Annotated in this window: 24 protein-coding genes; 12 read left to right on the forward strand and 12 right to left on the reverse strand. The window is 67.0% G+C overall.

The window, feature by feature from the left end; genetic code table 11:
- Positions 1-78 precede the first annotated feature (78 nt).
- Positions 79-708 (forward strand): nicotine blue oxidoreductase, encoded by a 630-nt coding sequence (nboR, locus tag UC32_RS15910; protein WP_045732173.1) that lies wholly within the window; start codon positions 79-81, stop codon positions 706-708.
- Here nboR and UC32_RS15915 read toward each other — a convergent pair.
- The 7 genes from UC32_RS15915 to UC32_RS15945 all read right to left on the reverse strand — a co-directional run bounded on the left by UC32_RS15915 (position 697) and on the right by UC32_RS15945 (position 9627).
- Positions 697-1338 carry a uracil-DNA glycosylase gene (locus tag UC32_RS15915; protein WP_045732174.1) on the reverse strand — a complete coding sequence of 214 codons (642 nt, stop codon included), beginning with the start codon at positions 1336-1338 and terminating at the stop codon, positions 697-699. The genes nboR and UC32_RS15915 overlap by 12 nt on opposite strands.
- Before the next feature lie 26 nt (positions 1339-1364).
- Complete coding sequence (locus UC32_RS15920) at positions 1365-2345, reverse strand: aldo/keto reductase (protein WP_045732175.1); 981 nt, start codon at positions 2343-2345, stop codon at positions 1365-1367.
- A gap of 54 nt (positions 2346-2399) precedes the next feature.
- Positions 2400-5240, reverse strand: a complete 2841-nt coding sequence (locus UC32_RS15925) for a molybdopterin-dependent oxidoreductase (protein ID WP_045732176.1) — start codon at positions 5238-5240, stop codon at positions 2400-2402.
- Between the two features lie 2 nt (positions 5241-5242).
- On the reverse strand, positions 5243-6175 hold the full coding sequence (locus UC32_RS15930) for an FAD binding domain-containing protein (protein ID WP_045732177.1): 933 nt from the start codon (positions 6173-6175) through the stop codon (positions 5243-5245).
- Positions 6166-7419, reverse strand: a complete 1254-nt coding sequence (locus tag UC32_RS15935; protein ID WP_045732178.1) for an XdhC family protein — start codon at positions 7417-7419, stop codon at positions 6166-6168. Before UC32_RS15935 ends, UC32_RS15930 begins: the two co-directional genes overlap by 10 nt.
- Positions 7420-7551: 132 nt before the next feature.
- Positions 7552-9126, reverse strand: coding sequence for an NCS2 family permease (locus tag UC32_RS15940; protein ID WP_045732179.1), 1575 nt, complete (start codon positions 9124-9126; stop codon positions 7552-7554).
- Between the two features lie 6 nt (positions 9127-9132).
- Positions 9133-9627, reverse strand: a complete 495-nt coding sequence (locus UC32_RS15945) for a nucleoside deaminase (protein WP_045732180.1) — start codon at positions 9625-9627, stop codon at positions 9133-9135.
- A 421-nt stretch (positions 9628-10048) separates the two neighbouring features.
- Between UC32_RS15945 and UC32_RS15950 the strand changes: the two genes are divergently transcribed.
- Both UC32_RS15950 and ligD read left to right on the forward strand, forming a co-directional pair.
- Positions 10049-11434 (forward strand): 8-oxoguanine deaminase, encoded by a 1386-nt coding sequence (locus tag UC32_RS15950; RefSeq protein WP_045732181.1) that lies wholly within the window; start codon positions 10049-10051, stop codon positions 11432-11434.
- Positions 11435-11465: 31 nt separating this feature from the next.
- Entirely contained in the window at positions 11466-12710 is a 1245-nt protein-coding gene (ligD, locus tag UC32_RS15955; protein ID WP_045732182.1) for a non-homologous end-joining DNA ligase, read from the forward strand.
- Here the strand turns inward: ligD and UC32_RS15960 are convergent.
- Complete coding sequence (locus tag UC32_RS15960; protein ID WP_045732183.1) at positions 12707-12892, reverse strand: hypothetical protein; 186 nt, start codon at positions 12890-12892, stop codon at positions 12707-12709. The genes ligD and UC32_RS15960 overlap by 4 nt on opposite strands.
- A gap of 354 nt (positions 12893-13246) precedes the next feature.
- On the opposite strand from UC32_RS15960, the gene pucL reads away from it, so the two are divergent.
- Both pucL and UC32_RS15970 read left to right on the forward strand, forming a co-directional pair.
- Positions 13247-14155: a factor-independent urate hydroxylase gene (gene pucL / locus UC32_RS15965; RefSeq protein WP_045732184.1), complete on the forward strand. Its 909-nt coding sequence runs from the start codon at positions 13247-13249 to the stop codon at positions 14153-14155.
- Between the two features lie 165 nt (positions 14156-14320).
- Positions 14321-15826 (forward strand): nucleobase:cation symporter-2 family protein, encoded by a 1506-nt coding sequence (locus tag UC32_RS15970; RefSeq protein WP_045732185.1) that lies wholly within the window; start codon positions 14321-14323, stop codon positions 15824-15826.
- A gap of 142 nt (positions 15827-15968) precedes the next feature.
- Here the strand turns inward: UC32_RS15970 and UC32_RS15975 are convergent, their stop codons facing one another.
- The gene (locus UC32_RS15975; protein ID WP_015938365.1) at positions 15969-16724 is read right to left on the reverse strand and encodes an IclR family transcriptional regulator; all 756 of its coding nucleotides are present in this window, start codon (positions 16722-16724) and stop codon (positions 15969-15971) included.
- A gap of 243 nt (positions 16725-16967) precedes the next feature.
- Between UC32_RS15975 and UC32_RS15980 the strand changes: the two genes are divergently transcribed.
- The 5 genes from UC32_RS15980 to UC32_RS16000 are packed head-to-tail and all read left to right on the forward strand — an operon-like array spanning position 16968 to position 23357.
- Positions 16968-18413, forward strand: a complete 1446-nt coding sequence (locus tag UC32_RS15980) for an NAD-dependent malic enzyme (RefSeq protein ID WP_045732186.1) — start codon at positions 16968-16970, stop codon at positions 18411-18413.
- Between the two features lie 50 nt (positions 18414-18463).
- Positions 18464-20062, forward strand: a complete 1599-nt coding sequence (gene aceB, locus UC32_RS15985) for a malate synthase A (RefSeq protein ID WP_015938367.1) — start codon at positions 18464-18466, stop codon at positions 20060-20062.
- A 3-nt stretch (positions 20063-20065) separates the two neighbouring features.
- The gene (locus tag UC32_RS15990; protein WP_045732187.1) at positions 20066-21364 is read left to right on the forward strand and encodes a DUF6986 family protein; all 1299 of its coding nucleotides are present in this window, start codon (positions 20066-20068) and stop codon (positions 21362-21364) included.
- Entirely contained in the window at positions 21357-22169 is an 813-nt protein-coding gene (locus UC32_RS15995; protein WP_045732188.1) for a bifunctional allantoicase/(S)-ureidoglycine aminohydrolase, read from the forward strand. The genes UC32_RS15990 and UC32_RS15995 overlap by 8 nt, the downstream gene beginning before the upstream one ends.
- A 27-nt stretch (positions 22170-22196) precedes the next feature.
- Positions 22197-23357 (forward strand): serine hydrolase domain-containing protein, encoded by a 1161-nt coding sequence (locus tag UC32_RS16000; protein WP_045732189.1) that lies wholly within the window; start codon positions 22197-22199, stop codon positions 23355-23357.
- On the opposite strand, the gene UC32_RS16005 is transcribed toward UC32_RS16000, so the two are convergent.
- Positions 23358-24539, reverse strand: coding sequence for a zinc-dependent alcohol dehydrogenase (locus tag UC32_RS16005; RefSeq protein WP_045732190.1), 1182 nt, complete (start codon positions 24537-24539; stop codon positions 23358-23360).
- 171 nt (positions 24540-24710) lie between these two features.
- Here UC32_RS16005 and UC32_RS20095 point away from each other — a divergent pair, with 171 nt between their 5' ends.
- Both UC32_RS20095 and UC32_RS16015 read left to right on the forward strand, forming a co-directional pair.
- Positions 24711-25307, forward strand: a complete 597-nt coding sequence (locus UC32_RS20095; protein ID WP_052690604.1) for an SRPBCC family protein — start codon at positions 24711-24713, stop codon at positions 25305-25307.
- A gap of 58 nt (positions 25308-25365) precedes the next feature.
- The gene (locus UC32_RS16015) at positions 25366-25614 is read left to right on the forward strand and encodes a hypothetical protein (protein ID WP_045732191.1); all 249 of its coding nucleotides are present in this window, start codon (positions 25366-25368) and stop codon (positions 25612-25614) included.
- Here the strand turns inward: UC32_RS16015 and UC32_RS16020 are convergent.
- Both UC32_RS16020 and UC32_RS16025 read right to left on the reverse strand, forming a co-directional pair.
- Positions 25611-26327, reverse strand: a complete 717-nt coding sequence (locus tag UC32_RS16020) for an HAD family hydrolase (RefSeq protein WP_045732192.1) — start codon at positions 26325-26327, stop codon at positions 25611-25613. The two genes, UC32_RS16015 and UC32_RS16020, sit on opposite strands and share 4 nt — an antisense overlap.
- Complete coding sequence (locus tag UC32_RS16025; protein ID WP_045732193.1) at positions 26327-26617, reverse strand: hypothetical protein; 291 nt, start codon at positions 26615-26617, stop codon at positions 26327-26329. Before UC32_RS16025 ends, UC32_RS16020 begins: the two co-directional genes overlap by 1 nt.
- Between the last annotated feature and the right edge of the window lie 54 nt (positions 26618-26671).

The following is a 26671-nucleotide window of genomic DNA, read 5'->3' on the forward strand; positions in this document are numbered from 1 at the left end:
AGAGTTTTTGGGCAGGTACAACGACCTATGGGGCTCGTAAGCCGCGGTATCTGCCCAAAACTCGGTTAGGGTGCGGGTATGGGGATGGGACAGGTGAAGACAACGGGTATCGTCCTGGCCGCCGGCGCGGGGACGCGCCTGGGCCGGGGGCCCAAAGCCCTGCTCCCCTACCGCGGGCGGCCGCTGGTGGAGGCCATCGCCGGAACACTGTTCGACGGCGGCTGCCGTGACGTGGTGGCGGTCCTTGGCGCGGGTGCCACGGAGGTTGTAGCGGCGGCCAATCTGGGCCGTTGCCGGATTGCCACCAATAAGGACTGGCAGTCCGGCATGGGAAGTTCCTTCCTGCTCGGTGAACGGACGGCAGACCCGGCGGACCACATTCTGGTTGCCCTGGCGGACCAGCCCGGGCTCACCCCGGAAACGGTGGCGCGGCTGCTGGCCGCCCACCGCCCGGGCCGGATCACCGCCGCCGCGTACCGCCGTCGGGAATCACCGGACGACGGCGGTCTGCCGCCCAAGCTGCGCCGCGGCCATCCCCTGCTCATCGACGCTTCGCTGCGGCCGGCGGTTGCCGCAACGGTGACTGGCGACGCCGGGGCGCGCCGCTTCCTGCGGGACCACCCCGAACTGGTGGATGAGGTGGACTGCAGCGACCAGTCCACCGGCGAGGATGTGGACACACCGGACCAACTGGGCTTACTTCAGTAGCAGCTGCTCCAACCCACTCTTGAACCCGGCCCTGCCGCCGTGGGCTGGGTGCCGGATCTTCGGCGCATCCAGTCCGCTCCGGAGCAGGCTGCCATGGGCCACGTTGCCCACGGCCACTATGGTGCGGACAGCGAAGAGCTCTGCCAGTGCCTGCCAGAACGGGGTGCCCAGGACCGCTTCGGACGGCCGCGGCGTGCGGTTGGTCAGCGGCTGCCCCGGCTTGTGCGGGTGCCACGGGAACGCGCTCCACAGCAGCGGCAGGACACCAAGCTCCGCGAGGACCTCCCACATCACCGTGGCCGTAGGCTCCGCCGCAATCCCTGCAGCGTCCGGCGGCAGGACGTACCCCTTGCCCGGCCCGAACAGCCCAAAACTGTTGGCCGGCCCCTCGAACATGGTGCGGTTGGTGAAGGGCACACCGGTGAGCCGCATGCCCCGGAAACCCGGCGCCTCGCCCACCAGCAGGATCGATGGCCGGCGTTCCAGCATCTCCTGCACGTAAAGCGCAAGGTTGCTCCGGCGCAGCGCATTTTCCGGGACTGTGTGATCGAAGAAGTTGGCCCAGTCAGCACCCGGCTCCACGGCGGCGAGCGCGCCAATGAACGCGTCGACGCTGTCAGCGGGCCGCATGGAACTGTCCGGACCTGGCATCGCGGCTACCAGCGCGGGTGGATGACCTCGCGGAAGTAGTGGTCGTAGATCCAGCGGACGCCCTCACCGAATTCATCGGAAACAGCCACGGACGCGGCGGCAGCATTCGCCACAGCCTGGTCCACGCTACGGGCACCCGGGATCACCGTGGTGACGCCGTCCTGTGCTGCGATCCACGCGATGGCGGCCTGGGCGGTGGTGGCGCCGGAGGGAACCAGCTGTTCGAACTCGGCCACAGCCTTCAGGCCCAGCTGGAAGTCCACTCCGGAGAAGGTCTCCCCCACATCGAAGGAACCGCCGTCCCGGTTGTAGTTCCGGTGGTCGTTGTCCGCGAACGTGGTGTCCTTGGTGTATTTTCCGGACAGCAGCCCTGAAGCCAGGGGTACGCGGGCGATGATCCCCACGCCGGCTGCCTTCGCGGCGGGCAGGACCTCGTCCAGCGGCTTGAGCCGGAACGCGTTCAGGATGATCTGGACCGAGGCCGTTCCCGGGCGCCGGATGGCTTCCAGGGCCTCGTCCGTCCGCTCCACGCTGACGCCATAGTTGCGGATGGCCCCCTCAGACACCAGGGTGTCCAGGGCGTCGTAGACCTCGTTGTTGCTGAACACCGGCGTGGGCGGGCAGTGCAGCTGGACCAGGTCCAGGGTGTCCGTTCCCAGGTTCTTCCGCGAGCGGTCAACCCACTGGCGGAAGTTGGCCAGCGTGTAGTTCTCCGGGCGCTGGTCCATCCGGCGGCCCATCTTGGTGCCCACGGTGATGTCCAGCCCGGGGTTGTCGGCCAGGAACTTGCCGATGGCCTGCTCGCTCTTGCCATCGCCGTACACGTCGGCGGTGTCGAAGAACGTGACACCGGCTTCGGCGGACGCCGCCAGGATGGCCTGGGCCTGGGCCGGGTCAACGTTGCCCCAGTCCGCGCCAAGCTGCCAGGTGCCCAACCCTACGATGGAGACGTTCCGTCCGGTCCTGCCTAAAATCCGTTGTTCCATCCCCCGACTATAGGGGGCAGCCCGGCAGCCACAGGAATTTTACAGTCCGCCGGTTCACCGCACTGGCTGGGAGTGGACATGGTCCACGGGGACCAACCCGGCCTCCTTAAGCCCCAGGTAGATCCGGTCCCGCGCGATGGGCAGGGACGCGAACCGCACCCCGGTGGCGTTCCGGATGGCGTTGGCCAGCGCCGGCGCCACGGGATTGAACGGGCTTTCACTCATCGACTTCGCGCCCAAAGGCCCCAGCTTGTCGTTGGTGTCGGCAAAGTACACCTCGCTGCGCGGCACGTCCGCGAAAGTAGGAATGTGGTATTGCCGCAGGATGTCCGTGGTGACCTTGCCGGCGCCGTCCACCACCACTTCCTCGTACAGCGCCGCACCGATGGCCTGCGCGATTCCGCCTTCAATCTGGCCGCGGCACTGCCGGGGGTTGACCACCACGCCGGCGTCGGCCGCCTGCACGCTTTGCAGGATCCTCAGTTCGCCGGTGTTCCGGTTCACCGCGACGCGGAAGCCGTGCACGTTGAACGCCACGGACCGGGGGGTTCCGCCCCAGCGGCCTTCGGCGGCGAGTTCGACGCCGGCTTCCGCAGCTGCGTGCGCCAGCTCCGAAAGTGCCACGGGCGTCCCGTCCACCACCACAGCGTCTCCGTCCAGGACGCAGGCGGAGGCCTGGGTCTGCCGGATACCAGCGGCAAAGGCCCGGATGCGGACAGCCAGTTCCTCGGCCGCAGCAAGCGTGGCCTTTCCGGCCACCACTGTGCCGGCCGAACCGAAGGCGCCGGTATCGTGCTCCACCAAGTCCGTGTCGGACTGCCGCACAGCTACCCGGGCGGCCTCGGTGGAGAGGGCGGTGGCGGCCAGCTGGGCGTGGACGGTGGTGGTGCCGTTGCCGAACTCGGCCGTGCCGACGTCGGCCTGGTACGTCCCGTCGGGCAGGAGCCGCATCCGGGAGTGGGCGAAGTGTCCACGCGGCGGCACGGTGTCGATCATGGACAGCGCGGCGCCCTCACCGGTCATCCAGTCCGGTCCCAGCTGGTCCAGCCCGGCAGCGCGGTACCGCTCCAGGCCCCGGTCCAGGGCGCCGCGCACCAGGTCCAGGCACTGGTCCAGCCCGTAGCTGCCGTAGTGAACGTCCTCCTCGGGTTCCGGGTGGGTGGACAGCATGTGGTCGCCTTCGCGCACCATGTTTCGGCGGCGGAACTCGTACGGGTCCATGCCGATGCCGGCGGCGAGCTCGTCCATGGCAGACTCCACAGCAAAAATCATCTGGCTCAGCCCGTATCCGCGGAACGCCCCGGCCGGGACCGTATGCGTGTACATGGCGTGGGCGTCCACTTTCTTGTTGTCGCACTTGTACACGGCAAGGGATTCGCCGCAGCCGTGGAACATGACCCCGGGGCCATGGTTCCCGTAGGCGCCGGTGTTGGTGAGGACGTCCAGCTCCAGGGCGGTGAGGTGGCCGTCCTTGCTGGCCCCGGCCTTGAGCTTGATGGTGAACGGATGCCGGGTGGTGGTGGCGGTGAACTGTTCAGTGCGGGTAAGTTCCAGCTGGACGGGCCGCCCCAGTTTCAGGGCCGCGAGCGCCACGAGGTCCTCGGTGAGGACTTCCTGCTTGCCCCCGAAGCCACCGCCAACCCTGCCTGCCACTACGTGCACCCGGTCCTCTTCCAGCCCGAACACCCTGCACAGGGTGCGCCGGACCAGGAACGGTACCTGGCTGGAGGTGCGGACCTGGAGCCGGCCCTCGGCATCAACGGAGGCGACGGCGGCGTGGGTCTCCAAAGCCACGTGCTGGACCCGCTGGGTCTGGTAAGTCTGCTCGTGGATGAAGTCTGCTGCCGAAAACCCGTCTGCCACGCTTCCAAGCTCGGAATGCAGCTCGGCCACCACGTTGCGGTCCGGGCGGGAGATCCGGGCGGTGGCGCCGTCCTTGTCGCCGTGCACCAGCGGGGCGCCCGGCTGGAGTGCGTCCTGCGGTGTGAGGACCGCGGGCAGTTCCCCGTACTCCACCGCGAGCGCCCGCACACCGGCCTCGGCGGCAGCCACGGATTCGGCCACGACGGCGGCCACGCGCTGCCCGATGAACCGGACCACGTCATCCAGCACGCGGGTATCGTCCGGATCGTCGGTGAACAGCTCGTGCTGGGCGGTGGAGAACAGCTGCTCCGGGGCGTCATCGGAGGTGAAGACAGCCACCACGCCGGGGATCCGGAGGGCTGCGTCCTTGTCGATGGACACCACCCGCGCGTGGGCGTGCGGGGACCGCAGGATCTTGAGGTGCAGCAGTGCCTGCTGCTGCTCCTGCGGGATGTCCAGGGTGTAGCGGGCCGCGCCGGTGACCACTGCACGGCTGGCCGGCGCGGGGACGTCGTCACCAAGCTGGCCGGGTTCCGGGTCCGGCTGGCCTGCCCCGGCAATACCCGAGCCCTGCCCCTGCGGATCCGGGTGCCCTGCGTGGCCGCAGACGGCGTCGGCAATGGCGCGGTAGCCCGTGCAGCGGCAGAGGTTGCCCTTGAGGTTGCGGGGCAGGTTGTCCTTTTGTTCGTCGTCGAATGTGGCGGCGGTCATCACCATGCCGGCGGTGCAGAAGCCGCACTGGAAGCCCTGCCGCTCCATGAACTGCTGCTGCACGGGGTGCAGGCCGGTACCGTCGCCGGACGCGGCGGCCAGTCCTTCGATGGTGGTGACGGCGCGCCCGTCGGCACGGACCGCGGGGTAGATGCAGCTGTGGACCGGCGTGCCGTCCACGTGGACCGTGCAGGCGCCGCAGTCGCCGCCGTCGCAGCCTTTCTTGACGCCGAGGTTTCCCTGTTCCCGGAGGAAGGTCCGGAGGCACTGCCCTGGGCGGGGATCCGTTTCGGCCGGTGCGCCGTTGATGTTGATGGCCATGGTCAGGCCCCTTTCGGAAGAGCTGTGGAACCGGTGGCCGTGGTACTCCGGGGCGGCCAGAAGTCGCCGGACACCCTAAGGCCCGCCGCTGTCCCCTCAGGTGCTGCCAGTTCGGCACGGATTTCCTCGGCCAGCCGGTAGGTCATGTCCCGGCGCCAGGCCGGGAGCCCGTGGACGTCGTCGTGGTACAGGGCGGCAGGTATGGCGTCGTCGAGCGCGGCCGCCAGATGGTCGGTGTCCGGAATAGTGTCGAAGCGCAGCTGCACGGGCCGCTTCGTGGCCGCGGTGACGGTCAGGACCAGGGCGGTGCCGCCGTCGAGCCTTCCGATCAGCAATACTCCGGACCTGCCCAGGTTGCTCAGGGACAGGCGTCGGAACGCTACCCTGGAAGAGAGGGCCGACGCCGGGAGATGGACGCTGCGGAGCAGCTCGCCCGGTGCCAGGCAGTTCTTTGCGTCCCCGGTCACGAAGTCGGCGACGGGTACGCTGCGGCTGGTGCCGCCGGGCCCTGCGATGGTGGCCACCCCGTCCAGTCCGGCGCACAGCGAGATGACCGGGCCCGCGGGCAGCGAGGTGCACAGGTTGCCGCCCACGGTGGACATGTTCCACACCTTGAAGGAAGCAACGAAGGAGTCGCAGCACGGCCGGACCAGGTCCAGCGCAGGCCAGGGCATGCCCGCGGCCTCTGATGAGTCAGGGAGGCGGTACAGCTCAGCGATGGAGCAGGTGGCGGCGAGGTCGATCCCGTCGCCGGTGGCGGTAACAGGCGTCCAGCCCGCTGCGCCGAGATCAAGGAGGCGCCGGATCGGCTGGGGCCCGAAGGCGTAGCTGCCGTAGGAGAACAGGACCGTGCCGCCGGCAAGCCAGGCGTCGCCGTCGCGCCACTGGGCGGGGTCCGTGGTGGGAACCACGGCCTCGATGGTGTTCATGTCCATGCGTTCTCCTGCTGGTAAAGGGTGGTGGGCGCCGGCGACGGCGCGGAGTGTTGGTGGATACTGCCGGACGTCTCACGAAGCGGTGCGCAGCTGGCAGCGCGCGTCCGGTCGGCGATGAGCTCGGCCGTGATGGACACGGCCACCTCCGCCGGTGTCACGGCGCCGAGGTCCAGGCCGATGGGTGAATGGAGCTGGGCAATCCGGGCGGGCGGAATGCCCGCGCTGAGCAGGCCGTCGACGCGCTGCAGGTGGCTGCGCCGCGATCCCATGGCCCCCACGTATGCGAGATCGAGGCCGAGGGCCGTTTCGAGGAGCGGAAGATCGAACTTGGGATCGTGGGTGAGGACGGCGGCAACGGTGCGGCTGTCCAGCCGGCCTGCCGCGGACTCAGCAGCCAGGTAGCGGTGGGGCCAGTCCGTCACGACTTCATCGGCGGCGGCGAACCGCGGCTGGTTCGCGAAGGCCGGGCGGGCGTCCACCAGGGTCACGTGGTAGCCGAGGAGCTTGGCGGCGGGGACCAGGGCGGCGCCGAAATCGTTGGCGCCAAACACCAGCATCCGTGGCGGAGCCAGCCGGGATTCCACCAGCACGGCAGGGCCCATGTGGCGGTCCGTTGCCCGGTCCTGAAGGCATCCGTCCGGACCGGGCAGCGGAACCAGTCCGGCTCCGCCGGCCCTCAGCTGAGACTGTACGAGGGCGGGGATCTCCGCCGCTTCCCGCCCATGCCCCACGTCACTCAGCAGCGCCGCGAGATCCGGGGCAGCCGCGCAGGCCCTGGCCGGATCCGGTATGACGACGGCGCCACCTCCCCCGGCGGCGCCGTCCGGGGACAGGCGCCTTACCAAGGCAACGGGTTCGCCGGCGATGGCACCGGCAAGGTGGAGGAGGGCGGCACGCAGCGGGTGTGGCGTACCACCGGCCACAGCGGCCGGAACAGGTTCGATGTGGACGGTGAGCGTGCCCCCGCAGGTGAGTCCGGCGGCGAAGGCGTCAGCCGAACTGAAGCCGAATGTTTCCCGGCGGGTGCCGGCGTCGTCCATGGCGTCCTGCGCGAGCGCCACCACGGCGCCCTCAACGCAGCCGCCGGACAGGCTGCCCAGCACCTGACCTGACGCCGTGACGATCATGGACGTGCCCACGGGCCGGGGCACGGAACCGGCGGCGGCCACAATGGTGGCGACGGCGAACGGCCGCCCGGAGAGCGCAGGCAACCAGGCGCCCAGCGAAGGGATCAAATCAAGCATTGCGGTGTTCCTCCTGCCGCGCGGTGGTGTCCATTGTCGTTCCTATCCGGTGGTTGGGAAAGCATTCCGGCCGGGACATCCGCATCTTCAGTGCGGGATGCGGATGTCCCGCCGGACCCGGGGCTGCTGGTGTCAGCCGCCCAGCAGGGCGTTGATGGGCCCGCGGGCGAAGTACACCAGGAACCCGGCGCTGACCACCCACATGAGCGGATGGATCTTCTTCGCTTTTCCGGACGCGGCGCCAATGATGGCCCAGCTGACGAAGCCCACGCCGATGCCGTTGGCGATCGAGTAGCTCAGCGGCATGGTCACGATGGTGAGGAACGCCGGCAGGGCCACGGTGAACTTGGTGAACTTGATCTCGCGGATCTGCGCCATCATCATTGCGCCCACTACCACCAGGGCGGCGGCGGCCACTTCGAGCGGCACCACGCTGGTGAGCGGAGTGAGGAACATCGAGCCCAGGAACAAGACGCCGGTGACTACGGAGGCCAGCCCGGTGCGGGCCCCTTCGCCGATGCCGGCCGCGGAGTCGATGTAGACGGTGTTGGACGAGCCGGACGTGGCACCGCCGGCAACAGCGCCGAAGCCTTCCACGATGAAGGCCGACTTGAGCCGCGGGAACGTGCCGTCCTTGTGCGCGACGCCGGCGCTCTTGGCCAGGCCCGTCATGGTGCCCATGGCGTCGAAGAAGTTGGTGAACACGAGGGTGAAGACCAGCATGGTGGCTGCGAGTCCGCCGATCCTGGCGAACGAGCCGAAAAGATCGAACTGGCCCACCAGGCCCAGGTCCGGCGCGGATACCAGTTGTCCGGAGAGGACGGGAGTGTTCAGGTGCCAGCCGCCGGGGTTGGTGGCGCTGGCGGGGCCGATCTTCATGAAGGCTTCGACGACGGCGGCCAGCACGGTGGTGCCGACGATACCGATGAGCAGGCCACCCTGGACCTTGCGGGCCACCAGGATGCCCATGGCCAGGAGGCCAACGACGAACACGAGCGTGGGCACGGAGGTGATGGAGCCGCCGTCGCCCAACTGTACGGGCGGGCCGCCCGCGGTGGGCCGGACGAAGCCGGAGTCCACGAAGCCGATGAAGGCGATGAACAGGCCGATGCCCACGGTGATGGCGGCCTTAAGTTCCTTGGGGACGGCCCGGAAGATGGCGGTCCGGGCGCCGGTGACGCCGAACAGCACAATCAGGATGCCGTTGATCACCACCAGGCCCATGGCTTCGGCCCACGTGACCTCCTGGATCACGGAGACGGCCAGGAAGGAGTTGATGCCCAGGCCCGCTGCGAGGCCGAACGGCAGGTTGGCGATGAGGCCGAAGAGGATGGTCATGACGCCGGCGGTGAGGCCTGTGACGGCCCCCACCTGCGCGGCGGAGAGCCAGCCGCCCGCCACGTCCGTGGGGGCGTTGTCCGCGCTGAAGCCGCCCAGGATCAGCGGGTTCAGGATGACGATGTACGCCATGGTGAAGAAGGTGACCAGTCCGCCGCGGAACTCGCGGGCCACGGTGGAGCCGCGCTTGGTGATCTGGAAGAACCGGTCAAGGATGTTGTTCGGCGCCGGCGGGGTGCTTCCTTGCCGTCCCCGCCCGCTTGCCGTTTGCGTGTCGCGTGCCCCTGCGGGCTCTGCACTGTTGTCTCCATTCGGGAACAGTGCAGCCTGCTTTTCAGAGGAGTTGTCCAGGATTGTCATGTCAGCCACCGGGCCCTAGTAGTCAATCCTGGATTCGAGCGTGTTCCAGGTGTTGAACGGCTCCAGCGGGGCCGGCGCCTGGGGATCGGCCAGTTCCAGTTTGGAGACCGGCATCAGGGAATCCCTGTCTTGGTTGTCGAAATACTCGTAGAAGACGGCGTCGTCGAAGCCCACCGAGGCGGCGTCGTGGCGGTCCGCGGCGAAGACCACTCGCTCCACGCGGGCCCAGAGTGCCGAGGCCAGGCACATGGGGCATGGCTCGCAGCTGGTGTAAAGGACGGCGCCGCTGAGGTCGAAGGTGCCGAGCTCGCGGCAGGCGGTGCGGATGGCCGTGACTTCGGCGTGGGCGGTGGGATCGTTGTCAGCGGTGACGCGGTTGACGCCGTCGAACGTCTTGCCGTCCGCGGTGACGATCATGGCGCCGAAGGGCCCGCCGCTGTTGAGGACGTTGGCTGTTGCCAGCCGGATGGATCGGGCCAGGAACTGCTCGGCCGTGACGGTGGTACTCATGATGCGACTTCCTTAGTGCCGGGAAGCCTGAAGCCGCGCAAAGGACCAAAGGAACCAGGTGCGAACGGTTACCAGGCTTCAGCATGTGCTGTGAAGGTTTAGTTGCGCCTGGTAGATAGCTTCCCGGGTTCGGGTGCCCGCCTTTGGCAGAATCGAGATTAGCACCGCTTTGTGGTCCACGCCATAGGTTTCTGGAAATTTAATTTCGCAATGTGAAATCCACGTTACGTCGCGCTCACGTCCACCGGGAGGCTGCCGGTCACATTCCGCGGCCATTGACTCAGGTCACCGGCATTCCCTACGCTGGTGCGAAAGCCGGACCGCCCGCTGCATCGCAGCTGGCAGCCGGCCACCTGGATCAGCAGACAGGGCCTCACTGAGCTGGAACGTGCAGAACTCCGCTCAGACAAGGATGCCTTCCATGACTCTTCCCACCCCCGCTTCCGCAACTTCCGACGCCGCTGCCCGGCTCTGGATCCGGAATCCGCTGGCCGCCTTCACCGCCAATTCCCTGGACGCCTCAGGCGGGCTGGTCATCAGCAACGGCGTGATCACGGAGGTCCTCGCCGCGGGCCAGCAGCCGTCCGCGCCCTGCTCCCAGACCTTTGATGCGGGCAGCCACGTCCTGCTCCCCGGACTGATCAACACGCACCACCACTTCTACCAAACCCTGACGCGCGCCTGGGGTCCGGTGGCCAACGCCCCGCTGTTCCCCTGGCTGCAGAACCTGTATCCGGTGTGGGCGCGGCTCACGCCGAAGGACCTCGAACTGGCCGCCACGGTTGCCCTGGCAGAGCTGCTGCTGTCCGGCTGCACCACCGCGGCAGACCACCACTACCTGTTTCCGGCCGGCCTCGAAGACGCCATCGACATCGAAGTCTCCGCGGTGCGCCGCCTCGGCATGCGCGCAACACTCACCCGCGGCTCCATGACGCTGGGCACGGACGACGGCGGCCTGCCGCCACAGTCCACGGTGCAGGATCCGGAGGTGGTGCTGGCGGACAGCGAGCGCCTGGTCTCGGAGTATCACGAACGCGGCGACGACGCAGTAATACAGATAGCCCTGGCCCCCTGCTCGCCATTCTCGGTGACAAAAGAAATCATGGCCGAAAGCTCGGCACTGGCCGAAAGGCTGGACGTCCGGCTGCATACGCACTTGGCCGAAACGTTGGACGAGGAGGACTTCTGCCGGGAACGGTTCGGGCTGCGGACCGTGGACTACCTGGACAGCGTGGGCTGGCTGACGGACCGCACCTGGCTGGGGCACGGCATCCATTTCAGCGACGCGGAGATCACCCGCCTCGGTTCGGCGGGGACCGCCGTCGCGCACTGCCCCACGTCCAACATGCGCCTCGCCTCGGGAACGGCGCGGGTCCTGGAACTGGAGGACGCGGGAGTTCCCGTGGGGCTGGGAGTGGACGGCTCGGCGTCGAACGATGCCTCCAACATGATCCTCGAGGCCCGGCAGGCCCTGTACCTGCAGCGCCTCCGTTATGGTGCGGACGTGCCGGTGGAGCGGGCGCTCGGCTGGGCAACGCGGGGCTCAGCGGCGGCGCTGGGACGGAAGGGGCTGGGCCAGCTGGCACCCGGGATGCAGGCAGACCTCGCCCTGTTCAAACTGGACGACCTGCGCTTCTCCGGCAGCCACGACCCCATTGCGGCGCTCCTGCTGTGCGCGGCCGACAGGGCCGACCGGGTCATGGTGGGCGGCCAGTGGCGCGTGGTGGACGGCCGGATCCCCGGGCTGGACATCCCCGCGCTGGTTGCGGAGCACTCCACGGCCGCGCGCAGGCTGGTCAACGGCTGACAGGCATCAACGCCGCTGCTAGCGTGGCGCCATGACTCCGTCAAAGACGCCGGCCGAGATCCTGGACATCGAAGGTGTTGAAGTCCGGATCTCGAGCCCGGACAAAATGGTGTTCCCCGAACCGGGGCTGACCAAGCTGGACCTGGTGCGTTACTACCTTGCCGTCGCGGACGGCGCACTGCGGGGTGCCGGCGGCAGGCCCATGGTGCTGAAGCGGTTCCCTAAAGGCATCGATGCCGAACCGTTCTTCCAGAAACGCGTCCCGGAAAACCACCCGCCGTTCATCGACACCACCACGCTGCACTACGCCTCCGGGACGTCGGCGGAAGAAGCTGTCATCCGGGACGCAGCCGGCCTCGCATGGGTGGTGAACCTCGGCTGTCTGGACCTGAACCCGCACCCGGTCCGCGCCGAGGACCTGGAGCATCCGGACGAGTTGCGGGTGGATCTGGATCCCATGCCCGGCGTGGACTGGTCGCAGATCGTGGATGTGGCCTATGTGGCGCAGGAAGTGCTCCACGACGCGGGGCTGGTTGGGTGGCCGAAGACCAGTGGATCCCGGGGGCTGCACATATTGGTGCGCATCGCGCCCGAGTGGTCCTATAAAGACGTCCGCCTTGCGGCCGAGACGCTGGCGCGCGAGGTGGAGAACCGGGCCCCGGGCCTGGCCACAGCCCGATGGTGGAAGGAGGAACGCGGCGAGAGCGTGTTCGTTGACTTCAACCAGAACGCCAAGGACCGCACCGTGGCATCGGCCTACTCGGTGCGCGCCCTGCCCGACGCGCGCGTGTCCACGCCGCTCACCTGGGACGAGGTCCGCACCGTCCGGCCGGAACGCTTCACAGTCCCCACGGTGCTGGAGCGGTTCGCGGACATCGGCGATCCGCACGCGGGCATTGACGGCGCCGCCGGCTCGCTGGACGGGCTGCTGGCCCTGGCGAAGGAGCTGGGTCCGGCCGAGAAGGCGCCGCGGGCGGGAAACGGATCCGGCCGGCGGCAGTCCGCCATGCCGCTGATTGAGGTGGCCCGCACCAAAACCAAGCCGGAGGCACTCAAGGCGCTGGAGGAATGGAAGTCCGGGCACGCCGTCGTGGTCAAATCCCTGCAGCCCGCGGACATCCTCATGGATGGCATGCGGGGCTCAAGCTCGCTCTGGTACCGGGTGCGGGTCAACCTGCAGCACGTCCCTGAGGCGGACCGGCCGGGCCAGGAAGAACTCATTGCGGACTACGATCCGTGGGCCGGCAAGGAATGGCCCGGCCGGAACGGGGCTTAGCGCTGCCGGCCGAAGCCCGGAAGGGCGGAGATCCAGCGCGAGAAGCGGCTGGGTTCGTGAATGCGGTCCTCCGGAACATAGAAGTCCGGATCGGTGCCGCCGCCGAGGGGGAGGTAGAACTCCTGGACGGCACTGCCCGCCGTGTTCGCCGGTGCAACTGCCTGCGACTCCTGCTGGTACATCTGATCCTCCTCGTTTTATTATTTCGCATTATGGAAAGTAATTTTTGCTATATGAAAAGCGTAAAGGGGCCTGCGCCGTCGCGTCAATGGTTCCGCGAGGCAGCTGCTGGCCCGCCGGTCACAATCGGTTTTTTGAACTTGTGATGTACACCACCGGCTTGCGGGGGTACGCTGTTAGGCAACTCGTGGCGCAGGTCACGTAACCTGGGAGCAGCAGGCAGGGTCGTAATGAGCTGGCATCAATGGATGCCGGCTCTTTTTTGTTGGGTCGGCTCCACCGGAAACGCGCTTGAAATGCGCGCTTAATTTCAGTGATGGAACCTTGTTCCACTTACCGGAGATTGGGAAAAGACCATGAGCAGCAAGATCATTCTCGGCGAAAACCAGTACGGCAAGGCCGAAGTCCGCGTCGTCAAGATCACCAGGGACACCAACCGCCACGAGATCGAAGACCTGAACGTCACCTCGCAGCTGCGCGGCGACTTTTCCGCGGCCCACCTGGAGGGCGACAACGCCCACGTGGTGGCCACGGACACCCAGAAGAACACCATCTACGCCTTCGCCCGCGACGGCATCGGCTCCCCGGAAGCTTTCCTGCTGCGCCTCGGCGAGCACTTCACCTCCAGCTTCGACTGGGTCAGCGGCGGCCGCTGGGAAGCCGAGTCCTACGCGTGGAACCGTATCCAGGCCCACGGCAGCGAACACGACCACTCGTTCGTCCGCAACGGCCAGGAAGTCCGCACGGCAGTGCTGGTCCGCGACGGCGCCGATACCCACCTCATCTCCGGCCTGAAGGACCTGACCGTCCTGAAGTCCACCGAGTCAGGCTTCGTCGGCTACCCCCGGGACCGCTACACCACCCTCCCGGAAACCACGGACCGCATCCTCGCTACGGACGTTTCCGCCCGCTGGCGCTTCAAGGCCGGCACCGATTTCAGCACCCTTGACTTCAACAAGAGCTACGAGGACGTCAAGGGCCTCCTGCTCGAAGGATTCACCGAGAAGTACTCCCACGCCCTGCAGCAGACCCTGTTCGACATGGGCACCAAGGTCCTGGAGGCCCACAGCGAGATCGACGAGATCAAGTTCTCCATGCCCAACAAGCACCACTTCCTGGTTGACCTGTCCCCGTTCGGGCTGGACAACCCCAATGAAGTGTTCTTCGCAGCCGACCGCCCGTACGGCCTGATCGAGGCCACCGTCCAGCGCGACGACGCCACCGCAGCACCCGCAGCCTGGTCCGGCATCGCCGGCTTCTGCTAAACACCCCCCACCCCGGAGTTTTTGGGCAGATACCACGGCTTCAGCACCCCTGAAGTCCCCGTATCTGCCCAAAAACTCCGGCCTCGCAGCACCCACAGCTTCACCTGTTAGCCAGACACCAGTTAGCCAGACGATGACGTCTGCCATGAACCAAGAAAGTCTGCCATGAACACCAAGAAGAAACTGGCCGCCGCAGCCGCCGGACGCGGCACCCAGCCGGGCCGCCCGGAAGACCAGCGGCTCCCGCTGGGAAGCACGTTCGCCTACGGCTTCCAGCACGTCCTCACCATGTACGGCGGCATCATCGCCCCTCCCCTGATCATCGGCGCCGCGGCCGGCATGTCCTCGCAGGACATCGGCCTGCTGATCGCGGCCTGCCTCTTCGTGGGCGGCCTCGCCACCATCCTCCAGACCATCGGCGTCCCCTTCTTCGGATCCCAGCTCCCCCTGGTCCAGGGCGTCTCCTTCGCAGGCGTCTCCACCATGGTGGCGATTGTCCACGGCGGGGGCGGCATCCAGGCCGTCTTCGGGTCAGTCATCGCGGCCTCGCTCATCGGCCTGCTGATCACACCGCTGTTTTCGAAGATCATCCGCTTTTTCCCGCCCGTGGTGACCGGAACGGTGATCACCACCATCGGCCTGACCCTGATGCCGGTGGCCGCCAACTGGGCCATGGGCGGCAACAACAAGGCTGACAACTACGGCAGCATGGCCAACATCGGCCTCGCCGCCGCCACCATGGGCATCGTCCTGCTCCTGAGCAAGGTGGGCAGCGCGGCCATCTCCCGGCTCTCGATCCTGCTGGCAATGGTGCTCGGCACGGGCATCGCCTTCGCCTTTGGCATGGCCGATTTCTCCAAGGTGGGCCAGGGCGAGATCGTCGCCTTCCCCACCCCATTCGCCTTCGGCCCGCCCACGTTCGAGATCGCGGCCATCATCTCGATGCTGATCGTCATCCTGGTCACCCTGACCGAAACGTCAGCGGACATCATCGCCGTGGGTGAAATCGTGGGTACAAAGGTGGACTCCAAGCGGATCGGCAACGGCCTCCGCGCAGACATGCTCTCCAGCGCCATCTCCCCGCTGTTCAACTCCTTCACGCAGAGCGCCTTCGCCCAGAACGTGGGTCTGGTGGCCATTACCGGCGTCAAAAGCCGGTTCGTAGTCAGTGCCGGCGGCCTGATCCTGGTGATCCTCGGCCTGCTTCCGGTCCTGGGCCGGGTTGTCGCAGCGGTCCCCACCCCCGTCCTGGGCGGCGCCGGCGTGGTGCTCTTTGGCACCGTGGCCGCCAGCGGCATCCGCACGCTGTCCAAGGTGGAGTACAAGAACAACATGAACCTGATCGTGGTGGCAGCATCCATCGGGTTCGGCATGATCCCCATTGCGGCACCGGCGTTCTACGACCGCTTCCCGTCCTGGTTCAGCACCATCTTCCACTCTGGCATCAGCTCGGCAGCCGTCATGGCCATCCTGCTGAACCTGCTGTTCAACCACCTCAAGGCCGGCAACTCGGAGAACCAGTCCGTGTTCGTCGCCGGCACTGAACGCGTGGTGCAGGAACAGGACATCAAGTGCCTGGTGGACGGCGACCGCTTCGAAGGGGGCAAGCTCATCGACTGCGACGGCAAGGAAGTCCGCGTTGAGTCGCCCCAAAAGGCATCAGAACATTAGCAGCAACCCAGCCAACGACGGCGGCCCGCACCTTTTCGCCAAAGGTGCGGGCCGCCGTCGTCCGCTCACTCGAAGTTTTCGGACAGATAATGGAACTTCTCCACTGCTGAGGTCGCGTTATCTGCCCAAAAACTCTCAGCGGTTAGGTGCGGTTCAGCTCGCGGGAGATGGTCTCGGCCGCCTGGCGGAGCACCGGCACGGCTTTGTCGGCGAAATGCTCGTCCACCCGGGACACCGGGCCGGAGACGGAGATCGCCGTCGGGGTGGGGGCGTTGGGGACGGCCATGGCGAAGCAGCGGACGCCCAGCTCCTGTTCCTCTTCGTCGATGGAGTAGCCACGTTCCCGGATCAGCTTGAGATCGGCCAGCAGTTCCTCGACGTCGCCGATGCTCTTCACGGTGGGCGTGGGCATTCCCGCACGGGCCACGATGCCGCGGACTGTCTCGTCGTCGAGTTGGGCCAGGATGGCCTTGCCGACGCCGGTGGCATGGGTGTGGGCGCGCCGGCCCACCTCGGTGAACATGCGCATCGAGTGCAGCGAGGGCACCTGGGCGACGTAGATGACCATGTCCGAATCCAGCACGGCCATGTTGGAGGTCTCGCCGAGCTGGTCGACCAGGGCCTTCAGCTGGGGACGGGCCACGGCACCAAGCTGCTTGTTGGCGCCTTCGCCAAGCCGGATCAGCCGCGGGCCCAGGGCGTAGCGGCGGTTGGGCAGCTGGCGGATGTAGCCCAGCGACACCAGGGTCCGCAGCAGGCGGTGGATGGTAGGCAGCGGCAGGTCAGTGGAGGAGGACAACTCGCTCAGGGTGACATCGCCGCCGGCATCCGTGATCAGCTCCAGCAGTTCAAAGACGCGCTCTACCGACTGCACGCCACCGGACGCTTTTTCTGCCATTCCGTTGTCTCCTACGGCTCGGAATCCGACAACTCTTATCCACATCGTGAAAAGAGTGCTTAGAACACCCAACATACATCAAGCGCGGAGGTGCGGGCACGCGCCGGCACCCACGTCCTCCAGTCGCATTCGGAGGGCTTGTATTTCCATCTTGCAGATAATAATATCCATAATACGAAAACATTCGTAGAGAACAGGCTTACCGGAACAGGCCGATGCACGGCCCCAACAGGAGGACATTCAATGGCGAACCCCAGCCCCGGAAACTCGATCACCCTGCGCGTCGAAGCGCCGTCCAGCTTCAGCGCCACGAGCGAGCTCGCCGCCGCGGTTGGTGCGGCAGGCGCCGCCATCACCGCCCTGGACGTCAGCGAGTCCCACCACGAAACCCTCGTTGTGGACGTCACCTGCAACACCACCGACGACGAACACGCCGCCCGCGTCAAGGACGCCCTCAACGCGCTCGACGGCGTCACGGTGCAGCACGTCTCGGACCGCACCTTCCTGATGCACCTCGGCGGCAAGCTCGAAGTTGTCCCCAAAGTAGCCCTGCGCAACCGCGACGACCTCTCGCGTGCCTACACCCCCGGCGTCGCCCGTGTCTGCCTGGCCATTGCCGAAGACCCCGCCGCGGCCCGCAACCTGACGGTCAAGCGCAACACCATCGCCGTGCTCACCGACGGATCGGCCGTCCTGGGCCTGGGCAACATCGGCCCCGCCGCCGCCCTCCCCGTCATGGAAGGCAAGGCAGCACTGTTCAAGCAGTTCGCCAACGTGGACGCCTGGCCGGTCTGCCTGGACACCCAGGACACCGAGGAGATCATCCGTATCGCCAAGGCCATGGCGCCTGTCTACGGCGGCATCAACCTGGAGGACATCGCGGCACCGCGCTGCTTCGAGATCGAGAACCGGCTCCGCGAAGAGCTGGACATCCCGGTGTTCCACGACGACCAGCACGGCACCGCCATCGTCACCCTCGCCGCCCTGGTCAACGCGCTGCGCGTAGTTGGCAAGAAGCTCTCCGACGTGAAGATCGTCGTCTCGGGCGTCGGCGCCGCAGGCTCAGCCATCATCCAGCTCCTCAAGGCCCAGGGTGCGGAGCACATCGTCGCCGCCGGCCGCTCCGGCGCCATCCACTCCGGCGAAACGTACAGCGACGAACACCGCAGCTGGATCGCCGCCAACACCAACGAGGAAGGCTTCTCCGGCACACTGCACGAGGCACTCGTCGGCGCCGACGTCTTCATCGGCGTCAGCGCCCCGCACGTCATCGGTGAGGAACAGGTAGCTTCGATGGCCAAGGACGCCATTGTGTTCGCCATGGCCAACCCCACGCCGGAAATCGACCCCGTCATCGCTGCGAAGCACGCGGCAGTGGTGGCCACCGGCCGCAGCGACTTCCCCAACCAGATCAACAACGTGCTGGCCTTCCCGGGCTTCTTCCGCGGCCTGCTGGACGCCGGAGCCTCGGACATCACCCCCGAAATGCTGGTTGCCGCCGCGGAAGCCATCGCCAACCGGGTAGCTGACGACGAGCTCAATGCCAGCTACATTATCCCCAGCGTCTTCGATCCCCATGTGGCCGCCGATGTTGCCTCAGCCGTGGCCGCCGCAGCGCACGCCGCCAACGTGGCAACCGCAGCAGCGGCGGAACAGCCGGAACCGGAAGCCGCCCTGGCCAACGCCTGATTCACCGCCTGACTTCAGCACAAGTCTTCAGCCTAAGGAAAGGACCAGAAATGGCCATCACTGTCACAGATCCCCGGCCGATCAACCGCGCGGAGGAGATCCTCACCCCCAAGGCGCTGGCGTTCGTGGAGGAACTGCACAACCGGTTCGCCGGCACCCGCAACGAACTCCTGGCGGCCCGTTCCGCCAAGCGGCAGCGCGTGGCCGAGACCGGCAAGCTGGACTTCCTGCCGGAGACGCAGGACGTACGCGACGGCGACTGGAAGGTCGCGCCCGCACCTGCGGCCCTGCAGGACCGCCGCGTGGAGATGACAGGACCTGCCTCACCGGCGAAGATGGCCATCAATGCGCTGAACTCGGGCGCCAAGGTGTGGCTGGCGGACCTTGAGGACGCCAGCACACCCACCTGGGGCAACGTCATCGACGCCATCCTCAACCTCCGCGACGCCGCGCAGGGCACGCTCAGCTTCACCTCGGACGAGGGCAAGGAATACAAGCTCCGCACCGACGCGCCGCTCGCCGTCGTAGTGGCCCGCCCGCGCGGCTGGCACATGCAGGAGAAGCACCTCCTGGTCAACGGCGAACCCGCCGTGGGCGCACTGGTGGACTTCGGCCTCCATTTCTTCCACATCGCCAAGCAGCTGGTGCTGAACGGGCAGGGCCCGTACTACTACCTGCCCAAGATGGAAAGCCACCTCGAGGCCCGGCTGTGGAACGACGTGTTCGTGTTCGCCCAGGACTTCCTCGGCCTGCACCAGGGCACCATCCGCGCCACGGTGCTGATCGAAACCATCCCTGCCGCGTTCGAGATGGACGAGATCCTCTACGAACTGCGGGACCACGCCTCGGGCCTGAACGCCGGCCGCTGGGACTACCTGTTCAGCATCATCAAGTACTTCCGTGATGCCGGGGAGGAGTTCGTCCTGCCGGACCGCGCCTCCGTGGCCATGACCGCGCCCTTCATGCGTGCCTACACCGAGCTGCTCGTCAAGACCTGCCACCGCCGCGGTGCCTTCGCCATGGGCGGCATGGCCGCCGTCATTCCCAACCGCCGCCACCCGGAGGTCACCGCAGCGGCCTTCGAGAAGGTCCGGGCGGACAAGACCCGTGAAGCCAACGACGGGTTCGACGGCTCCTGGGTCGCGCACCCGGACCTGGTGTCCACCTGCCGCGAGGTCTTCGATTCCGTTCTCGGCGACAAGCCGAACCAGGTGGACAGGCAGCGCCCCGAAGTTTCGGTCACCGCCGCCGAGCTGCTGGACGTCTCTTCCGCCGAGGGCCAGGTGACCGAGGCCGGACTGCGCCTGAACCTGTACGTTGCGGTGGCCTACACGGCCGTATGGCTGTCCGGTAACGGTGCCGTTGCCATCCACAACCTCATGGAGGACGCCGCCACCGCGGAGATCTCCCGCTCGCAGGTCTGGCAGCAGATCCGCAACAAGTCCGTCCTCGCCGACACCGGCAACACCGTCACCAAGGACCTGGTGGAGCGGATCCTGGGCGAGGAAACCGAGCGGCTCCGCACCGAAGTGGGCGACGAAGCGTTCAGCCGGTACTACCAGCCGGCCAGCGACCTGATTGCTGACATCTGCCTCTCCGACGGGTACACGGACTTCCTCACCACCCCCGCCTACGAACTGGTGGGCTGAGGCATGGCCGGAACACCCAAACCCTCGCTTTCGCCGGGAGACCTCGCCGCCATCGACGGGCAGCTGGCCGCCACCGACCGGCTCCTGGAGCAGAACTACCCCGGCGACGACGGCTCCCGCCAGCCCGTGCACACGGTGTACGTGCCCGCGGACCGGTTCACGCCGTCGTTCGCGGCTGACTGGGGCGCGCAGGCAACCGCGACGGCGGACGCTCACGGCGGCCTGGAAAACCTGGGCCGGCTCCTGGGACAGGAACCCGGCCTCGCCGAGGCCGTCGCCGCACGCGTCGAAGCCAAGCTCGCCGGCGAACCCATCGAGGATCTGCGCCTGGACTTCGAGGACGGCTTCGGGGACAGGGGCGACGACGCCGAGGACGCCGCCGCTGTTGCCGCGGCTTCCGCGGTGGCCCAGGCAGTCGCGGCCGGGTCCGCGCCCCCGTTCATCGGCATCCGCTTCAAATGCTTCGAGTCGGCCACCCGGGCCCGCGGCCTGCGCACCCTGGACCTGTTCGTCTCCGGACTCGCCGCTGCCGGGGAGCTGCCCGAGGGTCTGGTCCTTACCCTGCCGAAGGTCACCACCGTGGACCAGGTCCGGGCCATGGACTACGCAGTGTCCCGGCTGGAAGAAGTCCACTCGCTGCCCGCCGGGCGGCTGCGCTTCGAGGTCCAGGTGGAAACACCCCAGCTCATCCTGGGCCCGGAGGGCACCTCTCCCGTGGCGCAGCTGCCGCACGCCGTACCGGGCCGGATCAGCGGGCTGCACTATGGCACCTACGACTACTCCGCGTCGCTGCAGATCTCTGCCGAATACCAGTCCATGGAGCACCCCGTGGCTGATTTCGCCAAGGAAGTCATGCAGCTGGCCGTTGCCGGCACCGGCATCCGGCTCTCCGACGGGTCCACCAACATCATCCCGGTGGGCGACAACGTGGAGAATGCCTGGCGGCTGCACGGGCGGCTGGTCCGCCGGTCCCTGGAACGCGGCTACTACCAGGGCTGGGACCTGCACCCGGCCCAGCTGCCCAGCAGGTTCGCCGCCACCTACGCTTTCTACCGCGAAGGCCTGCCGGCTGCCGCGGCCCGCCTCCGCAACTATGTCGAACGCACCGAAGGCGGCGTCATGGACGAGCCCGCCACCGCCCGTGCCCTGGCCGCCTTCGTCCTCCGCGGTGTCCAGTGCGGCGCCGTAGGTGCCGAAGAGGTGCTGGCGCTGGCCGGCGTCGGAATTCCCCAGCTCACCGCACTGGCGCACCCCCGGCTCGCTACCTCCACCACCTCAGCAAAGGATCTCCTCCATGGGTAAGTACTACTCCCCCACCGGCGGGCTGCCCCCGCAGACGCACCTGACCACCGAACGGGCCATCGTCACCGAGGCGTACACCGTGATCCCCAAGGGCGTCATGACGGACATCGTCACGTCCAACCTGCCGGGCTTCGCGAACACCCGCTCGTGGATCATCGCCCGTCCCATCTCGGGCTTCGCCACCACGTTCTCCCAGCTGATCGTTGAGATCGGTCCCGGCGGCGGAGCACCCAAGGCCGAGTTCGAAGCCGGCGTCGAAGGCGTCGTTTTCGTGACCCGCGGACAGGTCAACCTCACCCTCGACGGCGAACTGCACCAGCTCGAGGAAGGCGGCTACGCCTACCTCGCCGCCGGTGCGGAGTGGGGCCTCGAGAACGTTTCGGACGACGTCGTGTCCTTCCACTGGATCCGCAAGGCCTACGAACGGCTGGAAGGCTTCGAAGCCAAGTCCTTCGTCACCAACGAGAAGGACGTGGAGCCCACCTCCATGCCGGACACCAACGACGCCTGGAAGACCACCCGCTTTACCGACTCCAGCGACCTGGCGCACGACATGCAGGTGAACATCGTGACGTTCCAGCCCGGGGGCGTCATCCCCTTCCCCGAAACCCACGTCATGGAGCACGGCCTGTACGTCCTGGAGGGCAAGGCCATGTACCTCCTCAACAACGACTGGGTGGAGGTTGAGGCCGGCGACTTCATGTGGCTGCGCGCCTTCTGCCCGCAGGCCTGCTACGCCGGCGGCCCCGGCGAATTCCGCTACCTGCTGTACAAGGACATGAACCGCCAGGTGAAACTCACCTAAACGGGGCCGGCGGGGGAAAATGTTCCCATGGGACCGCGCCCATCCGCGCTCTGCAAGCAGGCCGCAGCCGTCCTGGCTGCGGCCTTGCTGGTTGTCGGCGGCGCCGGCTGCACCGGAGAACCCCGCCCTCCGGACCCCACGCCGACGGTGCCGGACAGGGCTGCCGCCTTCGCCCTCCTGGAAGCGTTCAGCGACCGGATGATCGGCGAGGGCGCACCCGCCGTCCTGATCGACGTCCGCTACGGCGGCAAGGCCTGGACACATGCCGCCGGGGTGCGGAACCTGGAAACCCGCGAACCTGCAACGGCGTCCGACCCCGTACGCGTCGGCGGCATCACCGAATCACTGGTGGCAGTTTCCGTGCTGAAGCTGATGGCGGAAGGAAAACTCGGCCTCGATGACCCCGTGAGCCGCTACCTGCCGGAGTTCGGCAGCGTCCTGCACCCGCCCGGACCGGTCACTGTGCGCCAACTGTTGACCCATGAATCGGGGCTGCCCGACTTCACCGACCCGCTGCTGGCGTCAGGTCCCTGGGAACAGGTCACGGCGCGCAGGGTAAGCCTCGAACAGCAACTCGCCCTGTCGGCCACCGTGCCGTGGGAGCCGCGGCTGGCACGGATCTTTAACTACTCCCGGACCAACTATGCGGCGCTGGCCCTGATCGTCGAACGGCTCCGCGGGCAGGACATCGCACAGGTCCTGGCCACGGACACAGCGCGCCCGCTGGAGCTGGGTGCAACCCGCCTGGGCGGGCCGGGCCTTCCGGGCATGGTCCACGGCTACGTCACGGTGGGCGGAGCGCGCCTGGATGCCAGCATGCCCGAATGGCAAGCGGAAGCTCCGTCTTCCGGAGCCGTTTCCACCCTGCCGGAAGTGAACCGTTTCTACGCCGCGCTCCTGAAAGGCGAGCTGCTCCCACCGGACAGCGTCACGGCCATGAAAGGCGGCTACCTGGAGTACTACGGCTTTGCGTTGCGCCGCTGGAACAACACCTGCAACAACCGCTTCTACTACGGCCTGCCCGGCGACACGGACGGCTACGGGACCATTGCCATGACCAGCGAGGACGGCAACACCCAACTGGCCATGGCAGTGGCCTATCCGCCCGAGCCGCCAACCCTCGGCGTCAATCCGCTGATCTCCGAGATTCAGGAAGTCGCGCAGGATGCCTTGAACAGTCTGTGCTGATCAGGCTCCAGGGTTGAGGACCACCTTGATGCAGCCGTCTTCCTTCTTCTGGAACTTTTCGTACAGCGCCGGCGCGCCATCCAGGCCCGAGCGGTGGGTGACGAGGTCCATCACACCCAGCGGATCGGCGCCGTCCTCCACCAGAGGCAGGATGTCATCGGTCCAGCGGCGCACGTTGCACTGGCCCATCCGCACCTGGATCTGCTTGTCGAACATGGTCAGCAGCGGCATGGGGCTGGCCTGGCCGCCGTAGACACCGCTGAGGGACAGTGTTCCGCCCCGGCGGACGGCATCAATGGCGGTGTGCAGCGCGGCCAGGCGGTCCACCCCCGCCGTCTCCATGGCTTTCTGGGCCAGTTTGTCCGGCAGCAGGCCCAGGGCCTGGTGGGCGAACCCGGCCACCGGGGATCCGTGCGCTTCCATACCGACGGCGTCCACCACCGCGTCAGGGCCCCTTCCGGCGGTCTTCTCCCGAAGTTCGTCCCCGAGCGTCTTGGTGTAATCGAGGGTGTCCACACCGTGCCGGGCCGCCATGGCGCGGCGTTCCGGGACAGGGTCCACGCCCACGACGTTGAATCCGCGCTGGACGCCGATCCGGGCTGCGAACTGGCCCACCGGTCCCAGCCCCAGGACTGCGAGCGTGCCGCCGGGCTGCACGTCCGCGTACTCCACCGCCTGCCAAGCGGTGGGCAGGATGTCGGAGAGGAACAGGTAGCGCTCATCCGGCAGTTCCGTCCCCACCTTGACCGGGCCGTAGTCGGCATGCGGCACACGGAGGTACTCAGCCTGCCCGCCCGGCACCGAACCATACAGTTCCGAATAGCCGAACAGCGCAGCCCCCGATCCCTTGTCTTTGACCTGGGTGGTCTCGCACTGTGACTGCAGGCCCTGCTTACACATGTAGCAGGAGCCGCACGAGATGTTGAACGGGATCACCACGCGGTCACCCTTGCGGAGGTTGGTAACGGCGCTGCCCACTTCTTCCACGATGCCCATGGGCTCGTGGCCGATGACATCGCCCTTGTGCATGTAGGGGCCAAGAACTTCGTACAGGTGCAGATCGGATCCGCAGATCGCCGTGGACGTGATGCGCACGATCGCATCAGTTGGCTCCTGGATCACGGGGTCCGGTACTTCTTCAACGCTGACTGAGCGCTTTCCCTGCCAGGTCAGTGCTTTCACGGCCTACTCCTTTTCCTCGCGGTCCGGGCATTGCGCCCTTGGTTCGACGCTATCGAATTTGCGGCCGAAAAGTAAGCATGCTGATCAAATTCAGTCTTCCGCACTGTTCGCCGCCCCAGCCCCGCTCGGGTAGCATCTGCAACCAGTGGACTGAATGCCCAGGGGGACGCATTGGCCAATGACTCGGGATCGGCAACCGCCGAACAAAAAAGCTCTGCCCTGGCCTACGCGGGCCGCAGCCGCATCGGCGGCCTTGCCCTGCTGGACGAGCCCGGCGGCGTGTGCGAGCTTCGCGTGGAGTCGTGGCTTCCGCAACCCGCCGGCGTCGTCATCGATTTTTGCCTGCAGCGCCAGAACTTCGTCGCCATCATGCCGGATCGGATGCAGGTCCTCTGGTCATCGACTGAAAAGGGCCAACTGGGCGGTACGTACCACTTCCGCTGGTGGCTGAAGAACCTCTTCCCCATACAGTGGGTGGCCTTCATCGATTCCTACACGCCGGGCCGCGGGTTCAGCGACCAGCAGGTGCGGGGATTCTTCCGCTATTTCCACCACACCCATACCGCCGTGGACGAAGGCAACGGCTGCCGCTACACGGACACCGTGCGGTTCGCCGGCCCGTTCGGCCCTTGGGTGGACCGCCGGATACTGCTGGGGCAGATGCAGCATGACATTCCGCGCGCGGCACCAGCGGATGGACCGCATGCTGTCGGTTCTTACCTGAGAACCACCCTTCAAGGGCTTGTCGCGCCGGGCCGGTGCTTCTAGCGTAGGAAGGGCCCGCCGGGCTGCTCGACGAAGACGATGCCAACGGAACGAGGACACCATGACGCTGTATCAGCCGGAACCGGTCGAAATCTCCACCCGCATGCGGCCCGGCGAATGGACCGAAGCCAGCCTGGAGGAACTCGTGGCCGGCTACCGCACCCGGATCGTGGACATGGGCGCCAACCTCGCCGACGTCGTCACGGACGTCGAGAGAAACGATGACGGTTCCGTGAAGGTGGCCGTATCGTGGGCCAAACCCGCCGACAACGGCACCGAGAAGGACGCGACGGGCGGGCAAACCGTTTAGCTGCCTCGATTCAGCAGCTTTCCGATGGCGCTGCCGGCCAGGTTACGCAACAGGTCGGCAGGGCTGTCGTAGACGTCCACCGCGCCGGCTTCCCGCAGCACGTCGGCGCTGATTCCGCCGCACGTAACACCCACCGCGGGGATGCCGAGCGCTGCCGCGGCCTTCATGTCCCAGACTGCGTCACCAACAAAGACAGCATCGGCCGGCTCCACGTCGATTGCCTCCAGGGCAGCAGCCAGGATATCCGGGGCCGGCTTGCTTTCCTCTGCGTCCTTTGAGCTCGTGGCGGCATCGATGAACGCGTCTGCGTCAAGGATTCCCTTCATGATCTGCAGGTCCTTTTCCCGGGCCGAGGAGGCCAAGGCAACGGCGAGGCCACCGGCATGGCACTGGGCCAGCAGGTCCTTCGAGCCGTCAAAAGCGCGCAGGGATGGCCATCGGGCGGCATACAGGGCGCCGTGGCTGGCCATGATCTCTTCGTCCGCGCTGCGGTCCCGGTCCGAGGGCAACAGGCTGTCCACCAGGCGGTCACCGCCCATGCCCACAAGGTAGTGGATGGATGCCATGGGAATGTCGTAGCCGTACTGGCGGAACGCACCCCACCAGGCCACGGTGTGGAAATACGAGGAATCGATCAGCGTTCCGTCAACGTCAAAGAGAACCCCCCGGCGGCGTGTTCCGTTAGACGCCGGCGGCGTGTCCTGCTGGCCCATCAGCCCACCGCGGCCCGCCTGGCCTCGGGGGCCTTCTTCTGCCGGGCAGCTTCTTCCTTGGGGGTAGCCACCGGCCTGACCCGTTCCCTGATCACCGTTCCGGCACCGTCCAGGCTTTTATCCCGAATCAGGCCCGTCCCTGCAATTTCACGGGCCATGGCCACTCCGGCCACCGCCGCCCGCTTCGTGGGAAAGGTCACCGAAATTGCCATCAGATGCCCCGCCCCGTCCATCATCCTGACCCTGTAGCCACCGTCAGGGGCATCAACGAGCTCAAAATACCCGGCCATGCGAATCACTCCTCCTCCGTCAGTCACGGCATTGTGCTTGTGGAGCACTCCATG

The sequence above is a fragment of the Pseudarthrobacter chlorophenolicus genome (assembly GCF_000962805.1).
Classification (GTDB): Bacteria; Actinomycetota; Actinomycetes; order Actinomycetales; family Micrococcaceae; genus Arthrobacter; species Arthrobacter chlorophenolicus_A.